At 71.2% G+C, this 22,149-nt stretch carries 17 protein-coding genes; 9 read left to right on the plus strand and 8 right to left on the minus strand.

The window, feature by feature from the left end; all coding sequences use genetic code 11:
* The 7 genes from SSQG_RS34960 to SSQG_RS34985 form a co-directional block, all read right to left on the minus strand.
* Positions 1 to 1,563 (minus strand): Wzz/FepE/Etk N-terminal domain-containing protein, encoded by a 1,563-nt coding sequence (locus tag SSQG_RS34960; protein WP_003994720.1) that lies wholly within the window; start codon positions 1,561 to 1,563, stop codon positions 1 to 3.
* Positions 1,560 to 2,957: a Wzz/FepE/Etk N-terminal domain-containing protein gene (locus tag SSQG_RS34965; RefSeq protein ID WP_039934280.1), complete on the minus strand. Its 1,398-nt coding sequence runs from the start codon at positions 2,955 to 2,957 to the stop codon at positions 1,560 to 1,562. The genes SSQG_RS34960 and SSQG_RS34965 overlap by 4 nt, the downstream gene beginning before the upstream one ends.
* Positions 2,954 to 4,219, minus strand: coding sequence for a glycosyltransferase family 4 protein (locus tag SSQG_RS34970; RefSeq protein WP_003994722.1), 1,266 nt, complete (start codon positions 4,217 to 4,219; stop codon positions 2,954 to 2,956). The genes SSQG_RS34965 and SSQG_RS34970 overlap by 4 nt, the downstream gene beginning before the upstream one ends.
* Positions 4,209 to 5,534, minus strand: coding sequence for a nucleotide sugar dehydrogenase (locus SSQG_RS34975; RefSeq protein WP_003994723.1), 1,326 nt, complete (start codon positions 5,532 to 5,534; stop codon positions 4,209 to 4,211). The genes SSQG_RS34970 and SSQG_RS34975 overlap by 11 nt, the downstream gene beginning before the upstream one ends.
* Positions 5,535 to 5,607: 73 nt before the next feature.
* Positions 5,608 to 7,086 carry a sugar transferase gene (locus tag SSQG_RS34980; protein ID WP_003994724.1) on the minus strand — a complete coding sequence of 493 codons (1,479 nt, stop codon included), beginning with the start codon at positions 7,084 to 7,086 and terminating at the stop codon, positions 5,608 to 5,610.
* 588 nt (positions 7,087 to 7,674) lie between these two features.
* On the minus strand, positions 7,675 to 7,818 hold the full coding sequence (locus SSQG_RS43800) for a 2-oxo acid dehydrogenase subunit E2 (protein WP_338117314.1): 144 nt from the start codon (positions 7,816 to 7,818) through the stop codon (positions 7,675 to 7,677).
* Between the two features lie 28 nt (positions 7,819 to 7,846).
* On the minus strand, positions 7,847 to 8,338 hold the full coding sequence (locus SSQG_RS34985) for a 2-oxo acid dehydrogenase subunit E2 (protein WP_338117298.1): 492 nt from the start codon (positions 8,336 to 8,338) through the stop codon (positions 7,847 to 7,849).
* A gap of 57 nt (positions 8,339 to 8,395) precedes the next feature.
* Here SSQG_RS34985 and SSQG_RS34990 point away from each other — a divergent pair, with 57 nt between their 5' ends.
* The 6 genes from SSQG_RS34990 (at position 8,396) to SSQG_RS43805 (ending at position 16,721) form a co-directional block, all read left to right on the plus strand.
* Positions 8,396 to 8,989, plus strand: a complete 594-nt coding sequence (locus SSQG_RS34990; RefSeq protein WP_052310389.1) for an AMP-binding enzyme — start codon at positions 8,396 to 8,398, stop codon at positions 8,987 to 8,989.
* A gap of 180 nt (positions 8,990 to 9,169) precedes the next feature.
* Entirely contained in the window at positions 9,170 to 11,776 is a 2,607-nt protein-coding gene (locus SSQG_RS34995) for a hypothetical protein (protein WP_003994725.1), read from the plus strand.
* A complete protein-coding gene (locus tag SSQG_RS35000; RefSeq protein WP_003994727.1) occupies positions 11,769 to 13,031 on the plus strand; it encodes a hypothetical protein in 1,263 nt (420 codons plus the stop codon). Before SSQG_RS34995 ends, SSQG_RS35000 begins: the two co-directional genes overlap by 8 nt.
* 256 nt (positions 13,032 to 13,287) lie before the next feature.
* Positions 13,288 to 14,604 carry a hypothetical protein gene (locus SSQG_RS35005; RefSeq protein ID WP_158681165.1) on the plus strand — a complete coding sequence of 439 codons (1,317 nt, stop codon included), beginning with the start codon at positions 13,288 to 13,290 and terminating at the stop codon, positions 14,602 to 14,604.
* Between the two features lie 16 nt (positions 14,605 to 14,620).
* Positions 14,621 to 16,534, plus strand: coding sequence for a M15 family metallopeptidase (locus SSQG_RS35010; protein ID WP_003994730.1), 1,914 nt, complete (start codon positions 14,621 to 14,623; stop codon positions 16,532 to 16,534).
* Positions 16,518 to 16,721: a substrate-binding domain-containing protein gene (locus SSQG_RS43805; protein ID WP_003994731.1), complete on the plus strand. Its 204-nt coding sequence runs from the start codon at positions 16,518 to 16,520 to the stop codon at positions 16,719 to 16,721. Before SSQG_RS35010 ends, SSQG_RS43805 begins: the two co-directional genes overlap by 17 nt.
* Positions 16,722 to 16,857: 136 nt before the next feature.
* Here the strand turns inward: SSQG_RS43805 and SSQG_RS35015 are convergent, their stop codons facing one another.
* A complete protein-coding gene (locus tag SSQG_RS35015) occupies positions 16,858 to 17,808 on the minus strand; it encodes an NAD(P)-dependent oxidoreductase (protein WP_003994732.1) in 951 nt (316 codons plus the stop codon).
* A gap of 173 nt (positions 17,809 to 17,981) precedes the next feature.
* Here SSQG_RS35015 and SSQG_RS35020 point away from each other — a divergent pair, with 173 nt between their 5' ends.
* The 3 genes from SSQG_RS35020 (at position 17,982) to SSQG_RS35030 (ending at position 22,119) form a co-directional block, all read left to right on the plus strand.
* Entirely contained in the window at positions 17,982 to 18,590 is a 609-nt protein-coding gene (locus SSQG_RS35020) for a TetR/AcrR family transcriptional regulator (protein WP_003994733.1), read from the plus strand.
* A complete protein-coding gene (locus SSQG_RS35025) occupies positions 18,587 to 18,769 on the plus strand; it encodes a hypothetical protein (protein ID WP_039934283.1) in 183 nt (60 codons plus the stop codon). Before SSQG_RS35020 ends, SSQG_RS35025 begins: the two co-directional genes overlap by 4 nt.
* 140 nt (positions 18,770 to 18,909) lie before the next feature.
* Positions 18,910 to 22,119, plus strand: coding sequence for a glycosyl hydrolase family 95 catalytic domain-containing protein (locus tag SSQG_RS35030; protein ID WP_003994734.1), 3,210 nt, complete (start codon positions 18,910 to 18,912; stop codon positions 22,117 to 22,119).
* Positions 22,120 to 22,149 lie beyond the last annotated feature (30 nt).

Consider the following 22,149-nt stretch of genomic DNA (forward strand, 5'->3'; position numbering starts at 1 on the left):
CTACCGCGCCTCCTGGTCGCTGTCCGGGACCCGTGCCGCCCACATCGGCAGCCGCTCCGTCCCCCGCCGGCCCTGCGCCACTGCCTGAACGGCGTGGGAGGAACCCCCACCGTTCTGCCGGGCCGGCCGCTCGCCGTGGCCCCGCAGCGCGATGTTCATCCCGTCCCACAGCGTGCCGTCGGTCCGGTCACGCGGATCGGGGTCGATCAACACCACACCGATCACCTGAATGTGCTGGTCCGCGAGCTGCCGTGCCACGGTGTGCAGCCATGCGGCGCTGCCGTGCCCGGCACGCACGACGAGCACGGTCCGGGTGCCGAGGTACTGGAGGTCGGTCCACGCCGTGCCGGGCGCGACCGACCCGACGCCGAGCCGGTGCCCCTGCTGCGGCATGTCCGCGGCACGCTCGCCGCTGACCACGGTGGGGTCGCCCGGCTTCGGGCGGCGGCCTGCGAGCTGCGGGCCGGGCAGACCGTCGATCACGGCCACCGGCCCCTCCGCCGCCAGTGCCCCGGCGACGTTCAGGGCGATCACGCTGGTGCTGCGCGCACAGCCCAGTTCCAGCAGCGACACCGGTTCCGAGGAGCCGCGCACGGTCCGGGCCAGGGACGCGGTGAGCCGCTCGCGTGCCGCCCGGGTCCTCCGGCGCTGCCACGGCCGGGCGGGCCGGCGGGGCGTGCGCGGCAGCTCCGCGATGACCGAGGCGCCGAGATTCGCCGCGATGTCCCGGCGCAGCACGGGGCGGTCCGCCACCACCGCGCCGACCGCGGCGACCGAGAGCCCGAGGACCAGCCCGAGGACGAGCCCGATCACGGCGTTGGTGGCCGCGGCCTTCGGCAGGGAGTGCCGCACCGCGCGCGGGGCGTCCACGATCTGGGTGCCGGCGACGAGCTGGGGCGCGCCCATGCGCGCCTCCTCGGCGCGCTGGTCGAAGTCGCCGATCCGTGAGGTGAGCTCGGCCCGGCGGGCGAAGAGCGACTCCGTGCTCGCCGACCCGTTCGGGCCGCTGTCCGTCGGTCCGGCTCCGATCGCCTCGTTGACGTCGGCGAGTTCCTTCCGCATGCGGTCACGCTGCTCCAGCAGGGCCTCGGCCTCGGCCTTCGCGGTCTCCCGCATCCGTCTCACGTGGTCCGCGACAAAGGCGTCGGCCAGGGCCTTGGCCCGGTCCACCGCTTCCGCGTCGCTGGCACCTGTCACATCGATCTGCAGCAGGTTGTTGGTCAAGCCGGTGCCCCGGTAGTCGCGCATGAAGTCCGCCGGGCTTTCCGGGGACTTGAGCAACCGCAGGGCCCGGTCGGCGATCCGCGTGGTCTGCAGCAGCGCGACGTCGGTGCGGATCAGCGTTCCGGTGTCGTTGGGCTGGTCCTCCTTGTGCGCGACCAGCACCTTGGTCACCGCGGTCGGCGGCGGTGGCAGCAGCACCGCCACCGCCACGCCGATCAGCAGCCCCAGCAGCGCCATGGAGCACCAGAGCCGGCGGCGCCTGCGCACCGCCACCACCAGCGCCTGCAGGTCCAGCAGCGGAGCGGCGGCCGACGACTCCGACGTCTTGCCCGTCGTCACACCGGACCTCCCGTCGCGTGACCGCGCACCGCGAGCGCCGGGGTGGCCTCGTCCGGGGCCCGGTCGGCGGACCGCGTCGGCCGTGCCCGGACCGTGCCGGCGACGACGATGCCGACGACCTCGTGTCCCGCGTCCGCACACGCCTCGGCGATGCCGGCGAGTTCCCCCGCGGTCCAGCTGCCCGCGCTGAGCACCACCAGGGCACCGGCCTCGGTGCCGCGGTCCGGCACCAACGGCCGGGACACCGACACCGCCACCACCCGCAGCACGGGGAACTCCCCGCTCGAAGAGCCCGCGGAGGAACCGCTCTCGGCCTCGGTGACGAGCTGCCCGGCGGCCCGGAGGGCGATCTCGTCGCCGTCCGGGACGACGACCAGCAGCCGCCGGGCGGCCGGCACCTGCTCCCGGAGGCGGGCGCACACCCGCCGGTAGCGGATCCGCCTGTCGGCCTCGTCGCCGGACGTCCACGGCGTCGGTACGTCCCACCGGACGTCGACGCCCAGCAGCCGGCGGATCCGGGCCCGCGGGCCACGGTCTTCCGGTCGCCGCGCGGGCCGTTCACCGGGTACGTCGACGGTACCCAGCAGCGCCGAGCCGAGCGCCGCGGCGATCTCCGGTTCGGTGCGCGGCCGGCGACTCATCCGCGCGGCGGTGAGATGGCCGATGACCGCGAGCAGGAAGAACACCAGTGCTCCGGCGACGATGAGCTGCGTCCTCGTCGGCGGTGCCTCGCCGGCCGGCCGGGCCGCCGGCCCCATGACGACCATGTCGGCCCTGACGGCGGCAGGGTCGGCCTGGTCCAGCTTGTTGACGGCCTCCTGCAGCGTGGTGCGCAGCTTCGCGAGCTCGGTGCGGGTCTGCACGCTCTCCACGCTGCGCCCCGGATCGGCCGCGTCGGCCAACTCGGTGATGCGACGGCTGGTCCGCACCACCATCTGCCGCAGTTCCTCGGGCCGCGCCGCCGCTTCGGGGTCGGTGCTGTCACCCGCGATCCGCGCGGCGAACGCGACGAACTGCTGGGCCACCTGGTCGGCGAGCTGCTGGGCGTGCTCCGGGGTGTCGGCCGTGCCCGAGATCTTGATGATGTTCCCGTCGGCGGCCTCGGCGCTCACCCGGTCCCGCAGCTCGCCGCCACCGCCCGCGGGCCGGCCGAGCGTGGCGGCCGCCCGGTCGATCACCACCGAACTGGTCGCGATCTGCGTCTGCGTCAGCAGCTCACGCTCCTCCCACGCCCCCGGCAGCAGCACCGAGGCCGAGGTCGTGTAGCGCGGCGGAAACAGCAAGGAGGTGCCGTAGCCGACGAGCGCGCCCAGCACGGCGAGGATGATGAGGAGCCGTCGGCGCCGACGGATCATCCGCCCGATCGTGACCAGGCGTATCGTGTCATCGCTCAACGACGCGGCCTCTTCCCTTCCCGGTTCGGGTCGCCGGCCCGCACCGGAGCGTGGTCACGGCAGGCCGCGGCATAGGCGGCGAGCAGTGACGCTTGCGAGTTCCGCCAGGAGAGCGGCCCGCTGACCCGCTCCTGGCCGATCTTGCCCATCCGGGCCCGCTGCTCCGGGTCGTCCAGGAGCCGCGCGACGAGCCCGGCGAACTCGGCCTCGTCGTCGGCGGGCGCGTAGACGGCGGCGTCACCGGCGGAGACGCGCGCCTCCTTCAGGTCGAACGAGACGATCGGCCGGCCCATCGCCATGTACTCCAGGACCTTGTTCATGGTCGACACGTCGTTGAGCGGATTGCGCGGGTCGGGGGAGAGGCACACGTCCGCGGTGGACAGGTAGCGCACCAGGTCGGCGTCCGGGATGCGCCCGGTGAACTGCACCTGCTCCGAGAGCCCGAGCCGCCGGGACAGCTCCACCATCGCGTCGAAGGCGTCGCCGGCACCGACGAACACCGCGTGCCAGTCGGTCCGTCCGAGCTCGTCGCGCAGCTTCGCGAGGGCCCGCAAGGCGTAGTCGACACCGTCCTGAGGGCCCATGACGCCGAGATAGCACAGCAGATGCGGCTTGCCTTGCTTCAACTCCGGTTCCGGCGGCACCGGTTGGAACCGTTCGATCGCGGGTGCGCTGCGCACCACGAACACGTCCTTCGGCTGCCGGCCGCCACGGCGTATCGCCACGTCCCGGTAGCTCTCGTTCGTGGCGAGCACGACGTCCGCGGCCCGGTAGGTCCGCCGTTCCAGCGCGCACACGGCGCGGTAGAGCAGGTCCTCGCCGCGGCCGAACCGGGAGAGGTACAGCTCGGGCACCAGGTCGTGCTGGTCGAAGACGAACCGCGCGCCGCGCCGCCTGAGCCACCGTGCCGCCAGGAACAGCAGGTCGGGCGGGTTGCAGGCGTGGACCACATGGACCGGGCCGACCTTGCGGGCCAGCCGGGCCGTGTGCCACAACGCCGTTCCGTACTCCCGCAGGTAGCCGGCCGGCCCTCCGGTGGCCGCGCGCAACGGGTAGCGGTGGATCCGCACCCCGTCGACCACCGCCTCCGGCTCCGTGTCCCGCTTCTCCCCCCGGGGGCAGATGACGTGCACCTCCCAGCCCGCGTCGCGCAGCGTCGTGCACTCCTGCCACACGCGCCGGTCGAACGGCACCGACAGGTTCTCCACCAGGATCAGCGCGCGCCGGCCCCGCCCGTCGCCGCTGGATGCGTTACCAAGCAAGGCCCATGTACCCCGGTTCGGTCCGGCGCGCGTCGGCGTCGGGAATGCGGACGAGATCGACGATCACCGGGCCGTCCCCGTGGGGCAGCGCCGACAGCACCGCCGGGTCCCTGGTTCCGACCAGGCACACCTCGGCGTGCTCGAGCACCTCGTCGACGGAGTCCGCGAGCAGCTGCGCGAGGTGCGGCAGCCGGCTCTCGATGTACTCGCGGTTCGCGCCGAGAAGCCGGGAGAGGCTCACGTTGGCGTCGTAGATCCTGAGGTCGTACCCCTTGCCGAAGAGACGTTCCGCCAGCTCCACGAGCGGGCTCTCGCGGAGGTCGTCGGTGCCGGGTTTGAAGGACAGCCCGAACAGGCCCACCCGGCGCTTGCCGGCGCGTTCGACGAGGTCCACCGCGCGCTGCAGATGGTCGGAGTTGGAGGCCAGCACGTGGGCGAGGATGGGCACCGAGACGTCGGCCCGCTGCGCCGCGTGGACCAGGCTGCGCAGGTCCTTGGGCAGGCAGGAGCCGCCGAAGGCGAAGCCGGGCCGCAGGTAGGCGGGGCTGATGTTCAGCTTGCGGTCGGCCAGGAACACGTCCATCACCTGGTGCGAGTCCACCCCGAGCGCCTGGCACACCGCGCCCAGCTCGTTCGCGAAGCCGATCTTGAGGCCGTGGAACGCGTTGTCCGCGTACTTGATCGCCTCGGCCGTCGGGACCGGCACCCGGAACACCTCGCCGGGCAAGCCGTCGTACAGCGCCGTCACCACATCGCCGCTCGCCCGGTCGAGCTCGCCGATGACGGTCTTGGGCGGGTCGAAGAAGTCCCGCACGCTCGTGCCCTCGCGCAGGAACTCCGGGTTGACCGCGACCCCGATGTCCACCCCGGCCGTGCCGCCGACGTACTTCTCCAGGATCGGCACCAGCAGGTTGAGGCAGGTGCCCGGGAGCATGGTGCTGCGGAACACGACCGTGTGCCGGCCCCCTTGCCCCGCCCCCTCGGCCAGCGCGGCGCCGATCTCCTCGGTGACCCGCTCCAAGTACGTCGTGCACAGGCTGCCGTTGGGCTCCGACGGGGTGCCCACGCAGACCAGCGACACCTCGCTGTCCATGACGGCCTCGCGGACGTCGCCGGTGGCGCGTAACGCTCCGGTCCGCACGACCTCGGCGACGAGCTCGCCGATCCGCTCCTCGACCACCGGGGCCTTGCCGTCGTTGACCAGGTCGACCTTCACCTGGTTCACGTCCACCCCGATGACCTCGTGCCCCATGCCGGCCAGGCACGCGGCTGACACGCAGCCCACGTAGCCGAGCCCGAAAACGCTGACTCTCATGACCCGTTCCTCCCCCCGGGCAGGCCCTTTCGGCCTGCGGTCCGCGCGCCGGCCGGACGGCCGCCCCCGCGCATCAGTAGGCCCCCTGGCCATGGAGCACCGCACGCAGCGTCTTCCACAAGATCACCGTGTCCAGGGCGAGCGACCAGTCCTCCACGTACCGCAGATCCAGCCGGACCGCCTCCTCCCACGACAGGTCGCTGCGTCCGCTGATCTGCCACAGGCCGGTGAGCCCGGGCTTGACCAGCAGCCGCCGCCGGATGTCCGGGCCGTACGCGGCGGACTCCTCCGGCAGCGGAGGCCGCGGACCGACGAGCGACATCGATCCGGTGAGCACGTTGAAGAGCTGCGGGAGTTCGTCGATCGAGTACCGGCGCAGCACCGCTCCCACCCGGGTCACCCGCGGATCCCGGCGGAGCTTGAACAGCAGGCCCGCGCCCTCGTTGCGGTCGGCCAGCTCCCCCCGTGCCTCGTGGGCCCCGGTGACCATGGTGCGGAACTTGAGAATGGTGAACTCGCGGCCGTCCTTGCCGACCCTGCGCTGGCGGTAGAACACCCCGCCCCGGCTGTCCATCAGCACGAGCAGCCCGACGCACACCATCAGCGGTGCGAACAGCACCAGCAGAAACGTTGCGCCTATTCGATCGACGACCCCCTTGACCGCCCGGCGACCTCCGGTGAAGGCCGGCATGCTGACCCGCAGCAGCGGGATCCCCAGCACCGCGTCGACGTGCAGCCGGGGGCCCGCCACCTCCATCAGCACGGGGGCCACGACCATCTCGGCATCGCTGCCTTCGAGGTTCCAGGCCAGCCGCTGGAGCCGGTCCGGTGACCAGTGCGGGTCCGGGGTGACCGCGACGACGCGGTAGCCGTCGCGGCGGACGTGATTGGCCACGTCCGTCAGCCGGCCGACGACCGGCACTCCGTCCAGTTGGTCACCGTCGAGCCCGAGACCGTCCGTCGTGCACACCGCGTCCACCCGCCAGCCGAGGTGCGGGAACTTCCGGGTCCGGGTGATCAGGTCGTGCACGGTGGCCGGGCTCCCGGCGGCGAGCACCGGTCTCAGACACCGTCCTTCCTTGCGCTGTTTGTGCAGCCAGAGACGCAGCAGATACCGCGCCGGAATGGTGACGAGTGCGATCGCGGGGATCGCGACGAAGATCCAGAGCTTGATGTTGCGCGAGGTGAGCGCGATCCCGCCGAGCGCCAGTACGACGGTCGCCGCGAACAGTGAGCGTCCGAGTCTTCGGAACTCCTCGGCGCCCTGGCCGAGCACGGCCGGAGCCCACGCCCGCCCCACCGCGAGCGCCCCCAGCACCAGCAGCTCGGTGCCGAATGCGAGAACGGCCCACTTCTCATGCCAGTTGGCCGCGTCCCGGGCCCCGAAGAAGTTGCCGATCCCCGCCACCACGACGGCGGTGGCCACGGTATCGCTGGTGATCACGGTACGGCGGTACCGCTGCTCCCAATCCCTCGCGGGCCGGCTGATCGCCCCGTTCGTCAGACGCCCGCGTGCTGACGGTAACGGGCTGACTAATCCCCCTTGCCGCACAGAACCCCCCAGGTTCCCAGTGATTCGACGTGTTCGCCCAACACTGTTCCTCCCCCCGGGAGGCCCCCGCCCCCCGCACCGTTCCTCCCCTCGGGAGGCCCCCGCCCCCCGGCGCCGCGCTGTTCCCTCCGCAGGAGGCCCCCGCCTCCCGTGCATGCCGTCCCGGCTGTGTCGGGACTGATCGAACAACTCACCCTGGCGGCAGTCGGACCCGCACGCCCTGCCGGACTCTCGAGGTGCGCGGGAATCCGTCGAAGCCCGGGGGACGAGACTGCTGGCTTTCCGTGGCGCTATACGCGTAGATCATCAAGGGTCGCTTCGTGCTCGATCAGCTGAAGCACGGTCAATCTAGACCATGGGGGGCAGTATGGAGAGAGGGATGTGTGGAATTTGTGCTCAAGATTTGATGGTTGATCCACCAGTGGCTGAACGCCTACGGGTGCCTTCACGCCATCGCGGCTTTCAGCGCAGGTCGAGCGGCAAGAGGCCATGGTGCTCCGGGCCTTCGACCCGAGGGCGCGTCGCACCGGTCCGAGAAAGCTCGGTGAACGCTCGGTGCAGATCGGCTTGAACGCGTCCCCTGGCGCGTCATGGTGCTTCACATCGCGCAGTGAGGCCGTCGACCACATGCCGGAGGAAGCCGGCCGCCGTGGCGCCGTCGCACACACGGTGGTCGAAGGTCAGGGAGACGTTGACGACCTTGCGGACCTCGACTCGGCCGACCGTACCCAGGGGCGGTCGGTGATGCGGCCCACCCCGATCATCGCGGCCTGGGGGTGGTTGAGGACCGGCGTGGGGCGCCGTCGACCTCGAAGCCGCCGTAGTTGTCCAGGGTGAAGGTGCCGCCGGTGAGGTGGTCGGAGGGGAGCGTCCCGCTGCGGGCGAGGGCGGTCAGCCGCCGCAGTTCGGTGCCGATGTCGTCGAGACAGAGGCCGGCTGCGTCCCGGACGACCGGGACGACCAAGCCGTGGTCGGTCTGTGCGGCGAAACCGAGATGCGCCGGGGGGAGCCGGACAACCTCCTGACGGTCCGCATCGACAGGGGAGTTGAGCTGCGGGAACGCGGCGAGCGCGTCCATGCAGGCGCGGGCGAGCAGCGGCATCAGGCCTGTTCGGAGGGTGGCGCGGGCGGCGAGCAGCCCGTCGGTCTCGGTGTCGGCCCAGATGGTCACGGCGGGCGTGTCACGCTGCCCACGGACGAACTTCTCCGCCGCGGTTACCGGCACTTCACCGGCTATGTCGCCGCCAGGCATGTCGTCGTCGGTCTCACCAAGGCCGCAGCGCTCGACTTCGCGCCGACGAAGGTGCGAGTGCACCCGGACGGCCGCCTGGAACACCTCGGCCGCATCGACAGCCGGGTCAAGATTCGCGGCTTCCGCATCGAACTCGATGAGATCCGCTCCGTCCGGCTGGAAGACCCGGACGTACGGGCTGCCGCGGTGGCGGTCCACCGCGATGACCCCACCGACGCCGCAACCGCCCGCATCGACGCCTGCGTGACCCTGTCGCCCGCAGGCGACCCCGCCGCGGTGCGCAAACGGGCCGTGGCCCTCCTCGCCGAGTACATGCTCCCCGCAACGGTCACCGCACTGGACGCACTCCCGCTGACGGCCAACGGCAAACTCGATGCCGCCAAGCTCCCCGCGCCTGCCGCCCTGCGCCCTGCGGAGCGGGACACGACCCCGGCCACCGAGCCCGTCGACGACCGCACAGCAGTCCTGAAGGACATCTGGAGCGACGTGCTTCGAGCTCGGCGGCAATCCCTGTCCGCCGTCCGCATCGGAGCCGCCCTGGGTGCCCGCGGTCTGCCGTCCCCGCGGCTGCGCGAGCTGTACCGGCACCCGACCGTCCGGGCAACGGCGGCGAGTCTCGCCCCATCGTCGAGGAGCAGCGGACCGGTGTGAGCGTCGGTTCTCGGGGTGCCAGTGTCGGCCGCACGGCTCAGTCGAGTCGCGAGGTCCGCGGCCCCGGCCTACATTGCGAATGCGGCGGATCGCTACGCAGAGCGCCGGCGCGCCACCATGCGCCGAGGGCAGCGCGTCCGTTCTCCGCCGCGGCAGCGGACCGCAACGAGGGGAACCTCCATGTCCGAATCCGTCGACGGGCGCGTCCCCATCGGCGCGGCCGTTTCCGGCCGCCGTACGACCGGACCACATCCCGACACGCCCTTCCCGGAGTTCTCGGAGCACCCAGGAGCGTCGGGATTTCCGCAGTTTTCGGGGCCTCCGGAGACGGCACAGCTCCTGAGTGAAGGGCCGCCGACCCCCACCCCGGACACGGCGCTGGTCGAGCCTGAGGTCGGCAGCCCGTTCCCGTCCGCATACGGGCTCGGTGACGAGATGGTCGACCCGGCGGGCGACGAGTTCCGCGCCCTGCTCGGCGAGCTGTACGACGAGGAGCTCGACTCGACCCTGTGGGCACTCGTCGATGAGGCGGACGCCCATGTGCGAAGGCTGTTCCCTGCGAGCGCAGAGGGACCCGGCACCGATCTCGTCCGTGCCGAGCGCCTGCTGAGGACGTGGTCCGAACCACTGCACGAGTCGCTGGACGACCTGTTGGAACGTATGGCGGCGGCACTTGCAGCCGAGGATCCGGGCGGCCTGAACGAGCGCCGGATCGTGGAAGTCCTTGAGGCCGTCGAACCCGGAGGGGAGCAGCTCTCCCCCGTCTTCGAGGACTTCCTCAAGTCCATCCGCAACAAGGCGGCGACGCTGGCGAACAGGGCGGCACGCCAGGCCCGGAGGGGTGTCGCCGCCGCCGGGCGGCTGGTCCCGGTGGCCGCCCTGCTGCGCAAGATCGCGCCACTGGTACGTCCACTGCTGCAGCGCGTCCTGCGGTACGCCCTCGACCGGCTGCCGCTGGCACTGCGCCCGTACGCGACCAGGTTGGCGCAGCGCTATCTGAAGACCGCGGGCGAGGTGACGGACGGTGCGCAAGCTCCGGTGGCCGTCCCCGACGTCACGGCGCTCCAGCTCAGGTTCGACGCCACCTTGGCCGAATTGCTCTTCGCCGCCGACGAGTACGAGCAGGAGACACTGCTCGCCGCTGAGGCCGTGGCGGCCGACAGCGAGCAGGACGACACGCTCGCGCTGCTCGATACGGCACGTCAGCGGTTCGTCCAGGGGCTCGAGCACCTGGAGGAGGGGCAGGACCCGACCCGGCTGGTCGAGGAATTCCTGCCGGTGGCCGCCTTGCGCCTAGGCATCCGGCTGGCCGGCAGACGACGCGTCGTGCGGTTCCTCTCCGACTACCTCGGCCGGCTCATCGCACCGTACGTCGGCCCCCGGATCACTCCGGCGCTCTCCAGGGCCATCGTCGATGCCGGGCTGCGGATGGCAACCCTCGAAGCCCCGGAGCCGGAGGCCGAACAGCGGTGGTGGGAGCGGGAGCCGGGGCCGGTCTGGGAGAGCGACGCATATGCGCCCGGACTCGCGGCCGAAGCGCTCGCCACCCTGGTGGAGGACACCGCGGTACGGGTGGCCGGACTCGACGAGGAGTTGTTCGAGGACCCGCTGCTGCTGGAGTCCGCGGTCGTGGACGCCGTCCGGGAGGCCGCAGCGGCGAGCTTCCCGCACCAGGTGCTCCGGGCGGATGGGCTCGCCCCGCAGGCCGCGCTGCCCGCCGTGCCCTGGGTGGGGATGCCCCGGGGTGCGCCCCGCCGCTACCGCAAGTGCCTGCGCGTCTTCGACGTCACCATCACACCCCAGGCGGCCCGGGCCATCGGCATCCACGGCGGGCGTACGCTCGACGCGCATCTGCGGGAGCGGTGCCGGACCGCGGGTCCGGTGCGGGCCCGTATCCACCTTTACCAGGCCGTGCCGGGAACCCGGCTGGGCAGGATCGCGAGCTCGGAGGCCGAGGCGCTCGGCGGCAACGCCGCGGCCGGGCCCTCGTGGGAGTGGCTGCATCCGCTGACCCCGGCGGCGGCTGGACTGCTGCTCGGCGACCCGTCACTCAGCCACGGGCAGGACGGTCACCCCGACGCGTCCTTCGGCCGCCTCTCCGGGCCCGGGCCGCTCGCGGTGCCACCTGGTCCGCCTCGGGTCGGTCAGCGCTTCTACGCCGTCCAGCTGCCCGGTGCCCCGGCGCCGCTGCTGGAGGAGAGGAGCCGGCGGCCGGTGCGCCCGGCGGCCGGGCCTCCCGTAACCGCGGTGGTCGACGGCCGTAGGCGGGAGATCCGCGTGGCCGTTCACCTGCCCGAGGCATGGGCGCAGACGATGGCCGCAGCGCTGCGTCGGGGCGACAGTCCGGTCGTAGCGCTGGCCGAGCTGCGGCGTACCGTGGGTACGGCCCTGCGTCGGGCGCTGTCCGGCCCCGGGCATGCCTGGTTGCGTGTGGAGCAGAGGGCGGCGGCCGCTGAGCTGCCGGGTGGGTTCCGACGGGAGGTCACCGTGCCGGGGCGGGCCGATGCCGCCGCCCTCGCCCGCAGGCTGGCCACCTGGGTAGGCGTCGGGCTGTCCCGGACTCTCGCCCGCGAACGGTGTGCGCTCGTGGGCGCGACGACTGCGGAGGCCGACGGCATCACGCTGCTCGTTCACCTCGTGCAGCCGCCCGGATTCGATCTGATCCACCGTACGGTGGCGCGGCCCGACGCGACCGCCGAGGTGGGAGGCGACGAACTTGCCGCCGAGCTGACCGGGGCGCCGCACGAGATCCGGGTGGAGATCATCCCTGGGTACCGCCGTGCTTGACGACACCGCCGCGCTCCGGCTCCAGCTCGCCCGTCAGGTCGCGCACTGGCGCGGCGCCGTCAGCACCCTCTCCGACCCGGAGAACTTCGCCGCGGCGAGTGCCTGGCAGGCGCTGGAGCACGAACTCGGCGTGGCGATCCGGCGGCACCTCGGGGAAGCGGTCGAGGCGCTGCGCCGTGAGGCCGACGTGCTCACCGCGGAACTGCGCGCCGCCCGCGCCGGTCCCGACCTGGAGAGGCTGCGGCGGCGTATTGCCGTATTCCGTCGGAGCTACGCCCGTTCGGAGACGGCGATCGACTTCTTCGGCGACGCCGTGAACACGAGAACCTCGGGCAAGCTGGGCGCGCTGCTGCGGGCCTGCGATGTGCTCGCGGTCCGCAGTATGGCCGTGGTGCTGCGGCCGCTCGGCCGGCCCGTCCCTCGCGTCCTCACCTATGTCGACAAGGGGATGGGTGCGTCCATTCTCCGCAGCGGCCTGCGTTTTTGGGACGTGGGCGGCCCGACTGTCGCCGCCGCGATCAAGATCACCCGGCACAACCTGCACCGGCCCACTGCCCTGTTGCACGAGTCCGGGCATCAAGTCGCCTACAGCCTGGACTGGAACGACGAGCTGGCGGCAGCCCTGCGGGAGGATCTCGCGGCCGACGTCGAGGTGGGCGAGTCCTGGGCGAGTTGGGCGTCGGAAACCGCTGCGGACACCTTCGCCTTCGCCCACGCGGGCTATGCGGCCGTGGCGGCGCTCCACGACGTCCTGGCAGGGGAGCGAAGCAGACTCTTCGTCACTCGGCCCGGGGACCCTCACCCGGTGGGCTATTTAAGGGTGTTGCTCAACTGCGCCATGGCAAGGCGTTGTTACGGGGCCGGCCCTTGGGACGATCTTGCCCGCGCCTGGACGTTGGCGAACCCGCTCGGCGCCGCGCCGCCGGGCGAGCGCGAGCTGCTGGAGCGCTCGGTGCCGTGGCTTCCGCGCATTGCCGAGGTATGTCTGTTCCGGCCCATGCGGGCGTTCGGCGGACGGCCCCTGACGGCGCTGGTCGACCCGGCGCGCGTGCGCCCGGACGCGTTGCGCCAGCTGGCTCGGGAAGCCGGGCCGTCGCTCCGTACCTCAGAGCACTGGCTGGACACGGAGGCGTTGCGCCTGCTGGCCCTCTCCGGCTGGCGGGCCGCCACCGAGCCTGGGCACGCTGCACAGGTGGCGGCGGAGTTCGAGGACTGGATGACGCGGCTCGGACAGGGTGTCCGGGCCGCCGAGTGAAACGAAGGAGGACAAGGTGGGCACACCGACTCCGGCTAATCCCGGAACTCCGGGCACTCAGGCACGCTCGACGGCTGCCCAGGCCGGCTCGAGAACCCAAACGGAATCCCAGATGCTGCAACAGATCATCGCTCATTCGGAGGTTCTCGGACGGCGCCTCGCTGGGCCGAAGTCCCCCGAGAGAACTCCGAAGCCCTTCTGGAAATAAGGAAGCCGTGACCGTTCGCGCCCTCCGTACGATCTCCGGGAGCACATCATGTTTCGTCAAATCGCGGCCCATATCAGCCCACCCAATCCGGCGCCCTCGGGCTTGCCGACACCACTCATCGACAGACAGCTGAACTTCCTCTTTCAGCAACATCCGGCTGATCTCGTGTCAGTGCTGGAGACCGGCTGGCGAAACAGCTTCAGATCACCAGCGGTCCGCAACAGAGGGCCGCTCCGAGGAATCGTCGACACGCGTACCCCGCCACCACAGATCGCCTGGCCGACGACGCTCAACGGGCAGTTGGCGGGCGCTCTGACCACAATGAGCAGGCGGCCGTTCGTCCACGACCACATCATCTACGCGTATCTCATCGAAAACACAAGGGTGTTCGAGATTTTCCGAAAGGTGCTCAGCCTGTTTCTGCACGGCGAGCAGCTGGGCATCCCGCAGCGCCCGGAGACCTTCGAATGGCTCCGTACGACGGAGGAGCTGTTCTTCCGGAGCGGAACGCCGCTCACCGTCCTCTCGATCGACAGTCAGCTTCGTCCGGACCTGCGCGCTACCAGGAGAAACGCTTATCAGCGCCTGCTGGGCATGGACCTCAACCATGGCACGGATGACGGTTCGGTCTACCCGTACGAGAAGGCAGTGGCTGCCAACCGTGAACTAGTCATGATCCTGGAGGAGTTGCTGAGACAGGTCTGGGTCGGAATCGCCTACACCAATGTGGGCGTAAATGTAAACGGTCCGCTGCCCACCGACACGGCGGCGATTGCCAACCTCGCCCTGCGGTTGCAGAACATGCTCAACGAGCGACGGGGAAGCGCGCCCACACTGCCGAATCTGGCCCGGGAGGAGTTCGTCGCCGTAGCGGCGATGTCCTGGTTCCATATGACGCTGCTCTACAACAGCCCCGTGGTGCTCGACCTGCAGGCCACGGCCACCAGTCCCGAGGACCGGCTCAGCCGGATCGGAGAGCGCGTGGGAATGCCGCCGCACAGCCGGTCGCACAGTTACTTCGTTCTCGCGCCGCTGCTCAGCCAGCTGCTCATCGAGATCGAGGCCGGTCTGTATTCCAGCCAGGTGGGAGCGCAGGCGCTCTTCGTACCCCTGACTCCGGCGGGCGCAGGCAACCCGATCCGGTCGCGCCTGCGGGACATCATCCACCACTGGTCGCTGGCCACCGGCCGGGACCTGAGGTCCGCAGCGGTCGCTACGACCCGGGGTTTCGCGCCTCCGGCACCCGCCCCGACGGCCGGAGCGCCGGCAATGGCACCGACGACGAGCAACTCGGCGGCGGCGCCCCTCGCACCTGCCTCCCTTGACGCCTCGCGCACCCTGAGCCTGCAGACGCTCCGCGTCTGACACGAGGAGCCACCCGATGAACCACGCCTCCTGGGAATCGGTCCCGCTGTCGGACCGGCCCGGCAGCGGGCCGGCGGCAGCCGCACTCGACGAACCACCCACCGAGATCGGGCACTGGTCGTACCCCGTCGTGAGCCCTCTGCGCGCACCGCACGAGATCCTCGCGCTGGCGGAGTCTTCCGGCGCGGGGCCAGTCGGCCTCCGCACGGGGGAGACCTGGACCGGGACGCCGCCGCAGGAAGACTTCCTCCGACGGGTGCTCGCCGCTCACATGGCCCGCAGCCGGTCCCGGAAGGGCCGGCCGGGACGAGACCTCGAGCCGGGCGAACGCGCAGTGATCCCCGGCACGAACCTCGACATGAGGGCCGACGCGGCCGCCGCGGCCGGCCGCCTGCTCGCCGCCGCCAACCAGGCGCTCGCCGCCGCCCGCGGCCGCGGCGACGAGGACGCCAGGAGAACCCGGCGTATCACCGTGGCCAGTGGCTACCGCGGCAGCGAACACCAGGAGCGGCTGTGGCGTACGTACTTCGGGCGCTACTACGAAGAGACGGCCGCTGCCCGCAGCGGGCTGCCCGGCGGGCCACACGGGGAAGCGGCCGTACGGCACATGATCGAGGTCTTCCGGATCCCCTCCCGGATCGCCGCGCCCGGATACAGCAACCACCAGAACGGCATCGCGATCGATCTCCTCCAGGAACGCGACCCGGCGGACCCTATCCGGAACAGCACCCGGCCCGAAGCCGTACAGCGATGGCGGCGCACCTGGTTCTTCCAGTGGTTGCAGGCCAACGCCGGCTCCTACGGGTTCGCCCCGTACGAGCGTGAGCCCTGGCACTGGGAGTACCGGTCCGGCGGCGCGCCCCGCCGAGAGGCCGAGGCGGTGGAGCACGACCGCTGGACGTTCGCCGAGCCGACTGGATGGGAGGAATCCGCCGAACCGTCAGAGGCCGCTGAGCCGGAGGAGTACGAGGGGTACGGGTACGGGGAGGGCGCAGGCGAGGATCTCGACGCGCGCTGGGGGCCCGAAGGCACCCCGGAGGCGGCGGAACCGGAGGAGGGACAGGAACCGACGGAATGGCAGGAGGAAGCGGAGGGTGAGGAGGACCAGTGGGCTGCCGAAGCCGCTCCGGGTGAGGATCCGTACCTCGAGTGGGAGCAGACCGTGTGGGGACAACCCGAATCGGTGCGGACGGAGGACCCGCAGTGGCACCTCACCACTGAGCAGACCGACACGAACCTCCCCACCGGACCGTTCGGGTCGCTCGTGGCCGACCTGCCGGGCGGACGGCGTTTCTCGTACACCTTCACCCGCGACGACGTGTTCTGGGCTGCCAAGCTGGTGTCACTGGAGGCCGGTGGCACCGATGACGCCGAGAACGCCGCCGTGATCTGGGCCATGCTGAACCGCTACGCGCTCTTCGCGCATAAAGACCGGGAATACCCGACGTTCACCTCTTTCATCCGCGCGTACTCCACTACGCTCCAGCCCGTGCTCCGGAACCCGAAGTCGGCCGAGGCCCATATGCACGACCGTGACTTCGTGCCCACGGGCGGGCACTACAAGGGGACGACCGTCCCACGCGGACAACTCGGCCGGCATCTCAAGACGCAGGCGGTGCCCTGGAGCGGCATCAAGCCCGAGTCGGCCAAGCGACTGGCGCTGCGCGCGCTGACCGGAGGCCTGCCCAACCCCGGCATCGGCAACGCCACGGAGTTCGCCTCGACCCGCATCTTCTGGCAACGCAGGAACCACACGAAGGCGGAGCCGACCCGAGACCAGTGGCTGGACTACACGAAGGCCTTCGCACGCCACCGCAAGCTCCGCTGGATCGGTGACAGACCGGGCCTTGACCAGCGCGCGAACGCGTTCTTTGTCCACCGGGCCGCGGAAAAACTTCCCCCGGACGCGGTGCGTGTGTTGGTCCCCTGAACCGCTCCCTGCGGCATCCCGCCCAGCCGAGTCCGCCATCGGCGTTCTGGCCGCCTTCGCCCGCGCCGGGGTCGCCGTCCCGGGCCGGGTCTCGGTGGTCGGGTACGACGACACGCCGTCCCGGCTGAGCTGCTTCAACTCACCACGGTCAGTCAAGGCGCCCGGGAGCAGGTGGGGTATGCCGTGACCGCCGCGGTCGAACGCCTCGACCAGAACCGCACCGAGCACCGCGAGGTCGTCCTCACCCCGCGTCTCGTCCTGCGCGGCACGACGGCGCCGCGTCCAGCGTGAACACCTCCCTGAGCCGCTGCCCACGGCACTGATCAGCCTGTCGGCGCATGCGCGCCCGTCGATCGTGGGGACGGTCGGGCGGGGGTGGTGGGCGCACAGCCGGGGACGGGGGCCCCGTCGGTTCGTCCCTCCAGGGCTCGCAGCACGGCCACCATGTCCTCGGTGCCGTGGCCCCGGTCGACGGTTTCGCCGTACAGGGCCTGGCAGATGTCGAGGAGCGGGGAGGCGACGCCGGCCTTGCGCGCCGCCTCGGCGATCAGCCGGTTGTTCTTGAGCACGTCCGCAGCGGCCGCTTGGACGGTGAAGTCCTGGGCCAGCAGTTTCGATCCCTTGACGCGGGAGACGTCGCTGGCCATCGGGCCTGCGTCCAGGACGTCCCGGAGCAGGCCCCGGTCGAGCCCCTGCCGGTCGGCGAAATGGAACGCCTCGGTCAGGCCGGTGACCATCGTGATCAGGAACAGGTTCACGGAGAACTTCATCAGCAGGGCGCCCGGGACGGCTCCGCAGTCGAACACCTCGTGACACATGGGGGCGAGCAGCGGGCGCACGGCGGCCGTGGCCTCGCTGTCGCCCGCCAGCATGCCCACGAGTCCGCCCTGCTCGGCGGGTCCGCGGGAGCCGGAGACCGGGGCCTCGACGTAACGGCCGCCCGCGGCCCGGATGTCGTCCTGCAGACCGGCGGAGTATTCGGCCGAGGTCGTGCCCATGTGGACGACGGTGTGCCCGGCGACTCGCGCGGCGAAGTCCGGTGTGCCGCGCCCCAGTACAGCGTCCATGGCGGCCTCGTCGGCGAGCATGAGGATCACCGTCCCGGCCCGGTCGAAGATCTCGGCCGGGCGCGCGGTGACCTCGGCACCGGCGGCGCGCAGAGGTTCGCACCGGCCGGGGGTGCGGTTCCACACGACGAGGGGCGTCCCGGCCCGGGCGAGGTTGAGGGCCATGGGCTGTCCCATGACCCCGAGGCCGACGAAACCGACGTCCATGCTCCACTGCCTTCCCCGGCTCGCGCCGACATGACCGTCCACGCCGGCACTGGGACCGAGCCGATGCGGTCGCCATCGCGACCGCCACCGACTATGACAGCGGTCATAGTAGCCGTCGCTATGACGGCGGTCATAGTGTGTGGCCGAAGTGCTCGCGGTGGTGGAGGTCGAAAATGAAGGCGGCAGGGGTACCAGCCGAACGGGGGCCGCGCGAGCGGATGGTCTTCAGCGCGGCCCAGCTCATCCGGCGTGACGGGGTCGCCGCGACCGGCATGCGTGAGGTCGCCGCGCACGCGGGGGCGCCGCGGGGCTCCCTTCAGCACTACTTCCCCGGAGGCAAGGAGCAACTGGTCAACGAGGCGGTGGGTTGGGCCGGCCGGTACGCGGCAGGCCGTGTCGCCCGTTTCCTCGCCGCGCTGGCCGAGCCGACGCCGAGCGGGCTGTTCGCCGAGATGGTGCGTCAGTGGACCGACGAGTACCGGACGGCCGGGTTCGCGGGGGGCTGCCCGGTGGCGGCGGCCACGGTGGACTGCGCGGAGTCCACCCCGGCCACACGGGAGGCGGCGGCCGCCGCGTTCGCCGCCTGGACGGAGCCGGTGGGCCGGGCCCTGACGGAGATGGGGGTGCCCGAGGAGCGGTCCGGCGCGCTCGCCACCCTCATGATCAGTTCCCTGGAAGGTGCCATCCTCATCGCCCGTGCCGAGCGGGACGTCCGCGCCCTGACGGCCGTGACCCGCGAGCTCGGGCCCCTCCTTGACGCCGCGGTGCGCAACGAAGCGTGAGGGCATTCGTCGTCACCCGCTGGGAAGGTGCCTCGGGCACCCCGCAGGCGCGGAAGACGCCGGCCGGAGAAACCGGCTCCGCGCCCGAGGTCGACCAGCAGACCCCCTCGCCCGAGGCTCCCGCCGACAGCCCCCTCGTCAGTCCCGTACTGAACGCCGATGCGGCCCGGGCGGACTGAGGGCAAGTCGAGCCCCGGTGGCGCACGCCCCTAGACATCCGATCTCTTCTACCGCGACGATGTTCGCGCCCTCGGCACGCGTCGAGTTGGCTGTCACTTCCTCTGTGAAAGAGCCGATGAATGGGGCGGGAGATCTCACGGTGATCAATGAATCCCAACCGCGGCGACGAGGCGTTCTCAAGCTCGGCGGCGGCCTCGCCTTCGCACCTCTGATCACTCAGCCGGCCGGCGGAACTCCCGCGGCACGGGCCGTCGCCGCGGGGACCACCCCGCCGGCGGGCGTCCAGTGGCCGACGCTGTCGCGCGAGGCGCTGACATACTCCTTGCCCGCCATGGACTGGCAGTCGCAGGCCCTGCCGATCGGCAACGGCCGACTCGGCGCCATGCTCTTCGCCGACCCCCACGAGGAGCGCGTCCAGTTCAACGAACAGAGCCTGTGGGGCGGTGTCAACAATTATGACAACGCCCTCGCGGGCAAGCCGGACAGCGATTTCGACACCGGCATGACCGGCTTCGGCTCGTACCGGAACTTCGGCGACCTCGTCGTCACCTTCGCGCCGCGTACGAGTCCGAAGGTCACGGCTCCGGGCGGACCGTACAGCAGCTCCTCGTCGGAAGGCGTCGACAAGACGTACGACGGCGACTCGAGCACCAAGTGGTGCATCGAGGGGCCCGGCTCGAAGGTGCGGTGGCAGGTTGAGCTCCCTGAGCCCGTCGCGGTCGCGTCCTACCGTCTGACGAGCGCCAACGACGTGCCGCAGCGCGACCCGCAGGAGTGGACGCTCTCCGGTTCCGCCGACGGCGCCACCTGGACCACGCTCGACAGTCGCACTCTGGAAGCGCCCTTCGAAAACCGCTTCCAGACGAAGGAGTTCACCTGCGCCGACACCGCGGCCCACCGCTTCTACCGGTTCGACTTCGTCCCCAAGGCGGGCGTGAGCCACTTTCAGGTGAGCGAGATCGGCCTGGCCGGCGTCGACCTCGGCGCGGGCGGTGCGATGTACCTGTCGTCGCCGAGCGGCCATTCCAAGGGGTCGGGTGCCGGGACCGGGCGCCGGGCCACGGACATCTCGTCTTCGGTGGACGGCGACCCGGCGACGGTCTGGCGGGTCGACGCAGCCGCGCCGGCGGTCGTATGGCAGGTGGAGCTGCCCCGGGCGGTGGCCGTCACGTCGTACGCGCTGACGGCGGCCCCGGACCGTCCGAAGGACGACCCCCGGAGATGGCGGCTGGAGGGGTCACAGGACGGGCGTAACTGGACGACCCTCGACACACAGAACCCCGAAGCACCCTTCGCCGACCGCGGCGAAAGACGGGCCTTCCGGATCGGCGACAGCACGGCCTACCGCGCCTACCGGCTCACCCTGACCCCCGGCGCGTCCTCAACAGGCCTTCAGATCGCGGAGATCGCGCTGGAAGGCAAGGGCTTCGACACGCGCACGCAGCGCACGGTCGTCAACTACCGGCGCTCCCTCGACTTCGTGAACGGCGTCCATGTCACCCGCTTCGGCGCACCGGGACGGCGCGTCCTGCGCGAGGCCTTCGCCGGCCGGTCCGCCGACGTCATGGTCTTCCGGTACACGTCGGAGCGTGCCAGAGGACTCTCCGGAGCGATATCGCTCGCGTCCGCACAGGACAAGGCCCCGACGACCGTCGACGCCGGCGCCGGACGGATCTCCTTCAGCGGTGTCATGGGCAACGGCCTCAAGCACGCGTGCACCGTCCAGGCCGTGCACACCGACGGCGACCTCCACGCCGACGGTTCGATGCTCCGCTTCAGCGACTGCACGACCCTGACCCTGTTCCTCGACGCCCGCACCGACTACAAGCTCGACGCCGCCGCCGGATGGCGCGGAGCCGATCCCGAACCGGCCGTCGCAGGGACGCTCCGCAAGGCGGCCGCCCGGCCCTACGACCGACTGCGCGACGAGCACACCGCCGAGATGCGCGCCCTGATGAACCGCGTCTCGGTCTCCTGGGGCACCTCCGACGACGCAGTCGTCGCCACGCCCACCGACGACCGGCTGGCGCGCTACGCGGCCGGCGGCCAGGACCCGACGCTCGAACAGACGATGTTCGACTACGGCCGGTACCTGCTGATCAGTTCCTCGCGCCCGAACGGCCTGCCCGCCAACCTCCAGGGCCTGTGGAACGACAGCAACCAGCCGCCGTGGGCCTCCGACTACCACACCAACATCAATGTCCAGATGAACTACTGGGGAGCCGAGACGACGAACCTGCCGGAGTGCCACGAGGCGCTCGTCCGGTTCATCGAGCAGGTGGCGGTGCCCAGCCGCGTGGCGACCCGCAACGCCTTCGGCAAGGACACGCGCGGCTGGACCGCCCGCACCAGCCAGAGCGTCTTCGGCGGCAACGCGTGGGAGTGGAACACCGTCGCGAGCGCCTGGTACGCACAACACCTGTACGAGCACTGGGCGTTCACTCAGGACCTGGACTACCTCCGGTCCCTCGCGTACCCGATGATCAAGGAGATCTGCCAGTTCTGGGAAGACCATCTCAAGGAGCGCGAGGACGGACTCCTCGTCGCGCCGAACGGCTGGTCCCCCGAGCACGGGCCGCGCGAGGACGGCGTCATGTACGACCAGCAGATCATCTGGGACCTCTTCCAGAACTACCTCGACTGCGAGTCGGAGCTCAAGGCCGACCCCGCCTACCGCGCCAAGGTCGCGGACATGCAGGCACGCCTCGCACCGAACAAGATCGGCAAGTGGGGCCAGTTGCAGGAGTGGCAGGAGGACATCGACAGCCCCACCGACATCCACCGCCACACCTCGCACCTCTTCGCGGTCTACCCAGGACGCCAGATCACCCCTGCGACCGCCGAGTTCGCGGCCGCCGCCCTCGTCTCGCTCAAAGCCCGGTGCGGGGAGAAGGAGGGCGTTCCGTTCACGGCGGCGACGGTGTCGGGCGACAGCCGCCGCTCGTGGACCTGGCCCTGGCGGGCGGCCCTCTTCGCCCGTCTCGGAGACGGGCACCGCGCCCAGATCATGCTGCGCGGGCTGCTGACCTACAACACGCTGCCCAACCTGTTCTGCAACCACCCGCCCTTCCAGATGGACGGCAACTTCGGGATCTCGGGCGCTGTCGCGGAGATGCTCCTGCAGAGCCACGACGGCGTCATCCAGTTGCTGCCGGCGCTGCCGGACGACTGGAAGGCCAAGGGTTCCTTCACCGGACTGCGTGCCCGTGGCGGATACGAGGTCAGCTGCACGTGGCGGGACGGGAAGGTCACCTCGTACAGGATCGTCGCCGACCGGGCGCGGAACCAGAAGCGAGTCACCGTGCGGGTGAACGGCATCGACAAGAAGGTGAAGCCGGCCAAGCCCTGACGGAGCCGTGCGCGGGCCTTGTTTGACCTT

Origin of the sequence: Streptomyces viridochromogenes DSM 40736, from assembly GCF_000158955.1 — a bacterium.
Classification (GTDB): Bacteria; Actinomycetota; Actinomycetes; order Streptomycetales; family Streptomycetaceae; genus Streptomyces; species Streptomyces venetus.

Excerpts from the sequence above, each read along its gene's own strand:
- SSQG_RS34975 (WP_003994723.1), bottom strand. The coding sequence starts at position 5,534 with ATGAGAGTCAGCGTTTTCGGGCTCGGCTACGTGGGCTGCGTGTCAGCC.
- SSQG_RS35020 (WP_003994733.1), top strand. The coding sequence starts at position 17,982 with ATGAAGGCGGCAGGGGTACCAGCCGAACGGGGGCCGCGCGAGCGGATG.
- SSQG_RS35015 (WP_003994732.1), bottom strand. The coding sequence starts at position 17,808 with ATGGACGTCGGTTTCGTCGGCCTCGGGGTCATGGGACAGCCCATGGCC.
- SSQG_RS34985 (WP_338117298.1), bottom strand. The coding sequence starts at position 8,338 with ATGCCTGGCGGCGACATAGCCGGTGAAGTGCCGGTAACCGCGGCGGAG.
- SSQG_RS35005 (WP_158681165.1), top strand. The coding sequence starts at position 13,288 with ATGTTTCGTCAAATCGCGGCCCATATCAGCCCACCCAATCCGGCGCCC.
- SSQG_RS35010 (WP_003994730.1), top strand. The coding sequence starts at position 14,621 with ATGAACCACGCCTCCTGGGAATCGGTCCCGCTGTCGGACCGGCCCGGC.
- SSQG_RS34995 (WP_003994725.1), top strand. The coding sequence starts at position 9,170 with ATGTCCGAATCCGTCGACGGGCGCGTCCCCATCGGCGCGGCCGTTTCC.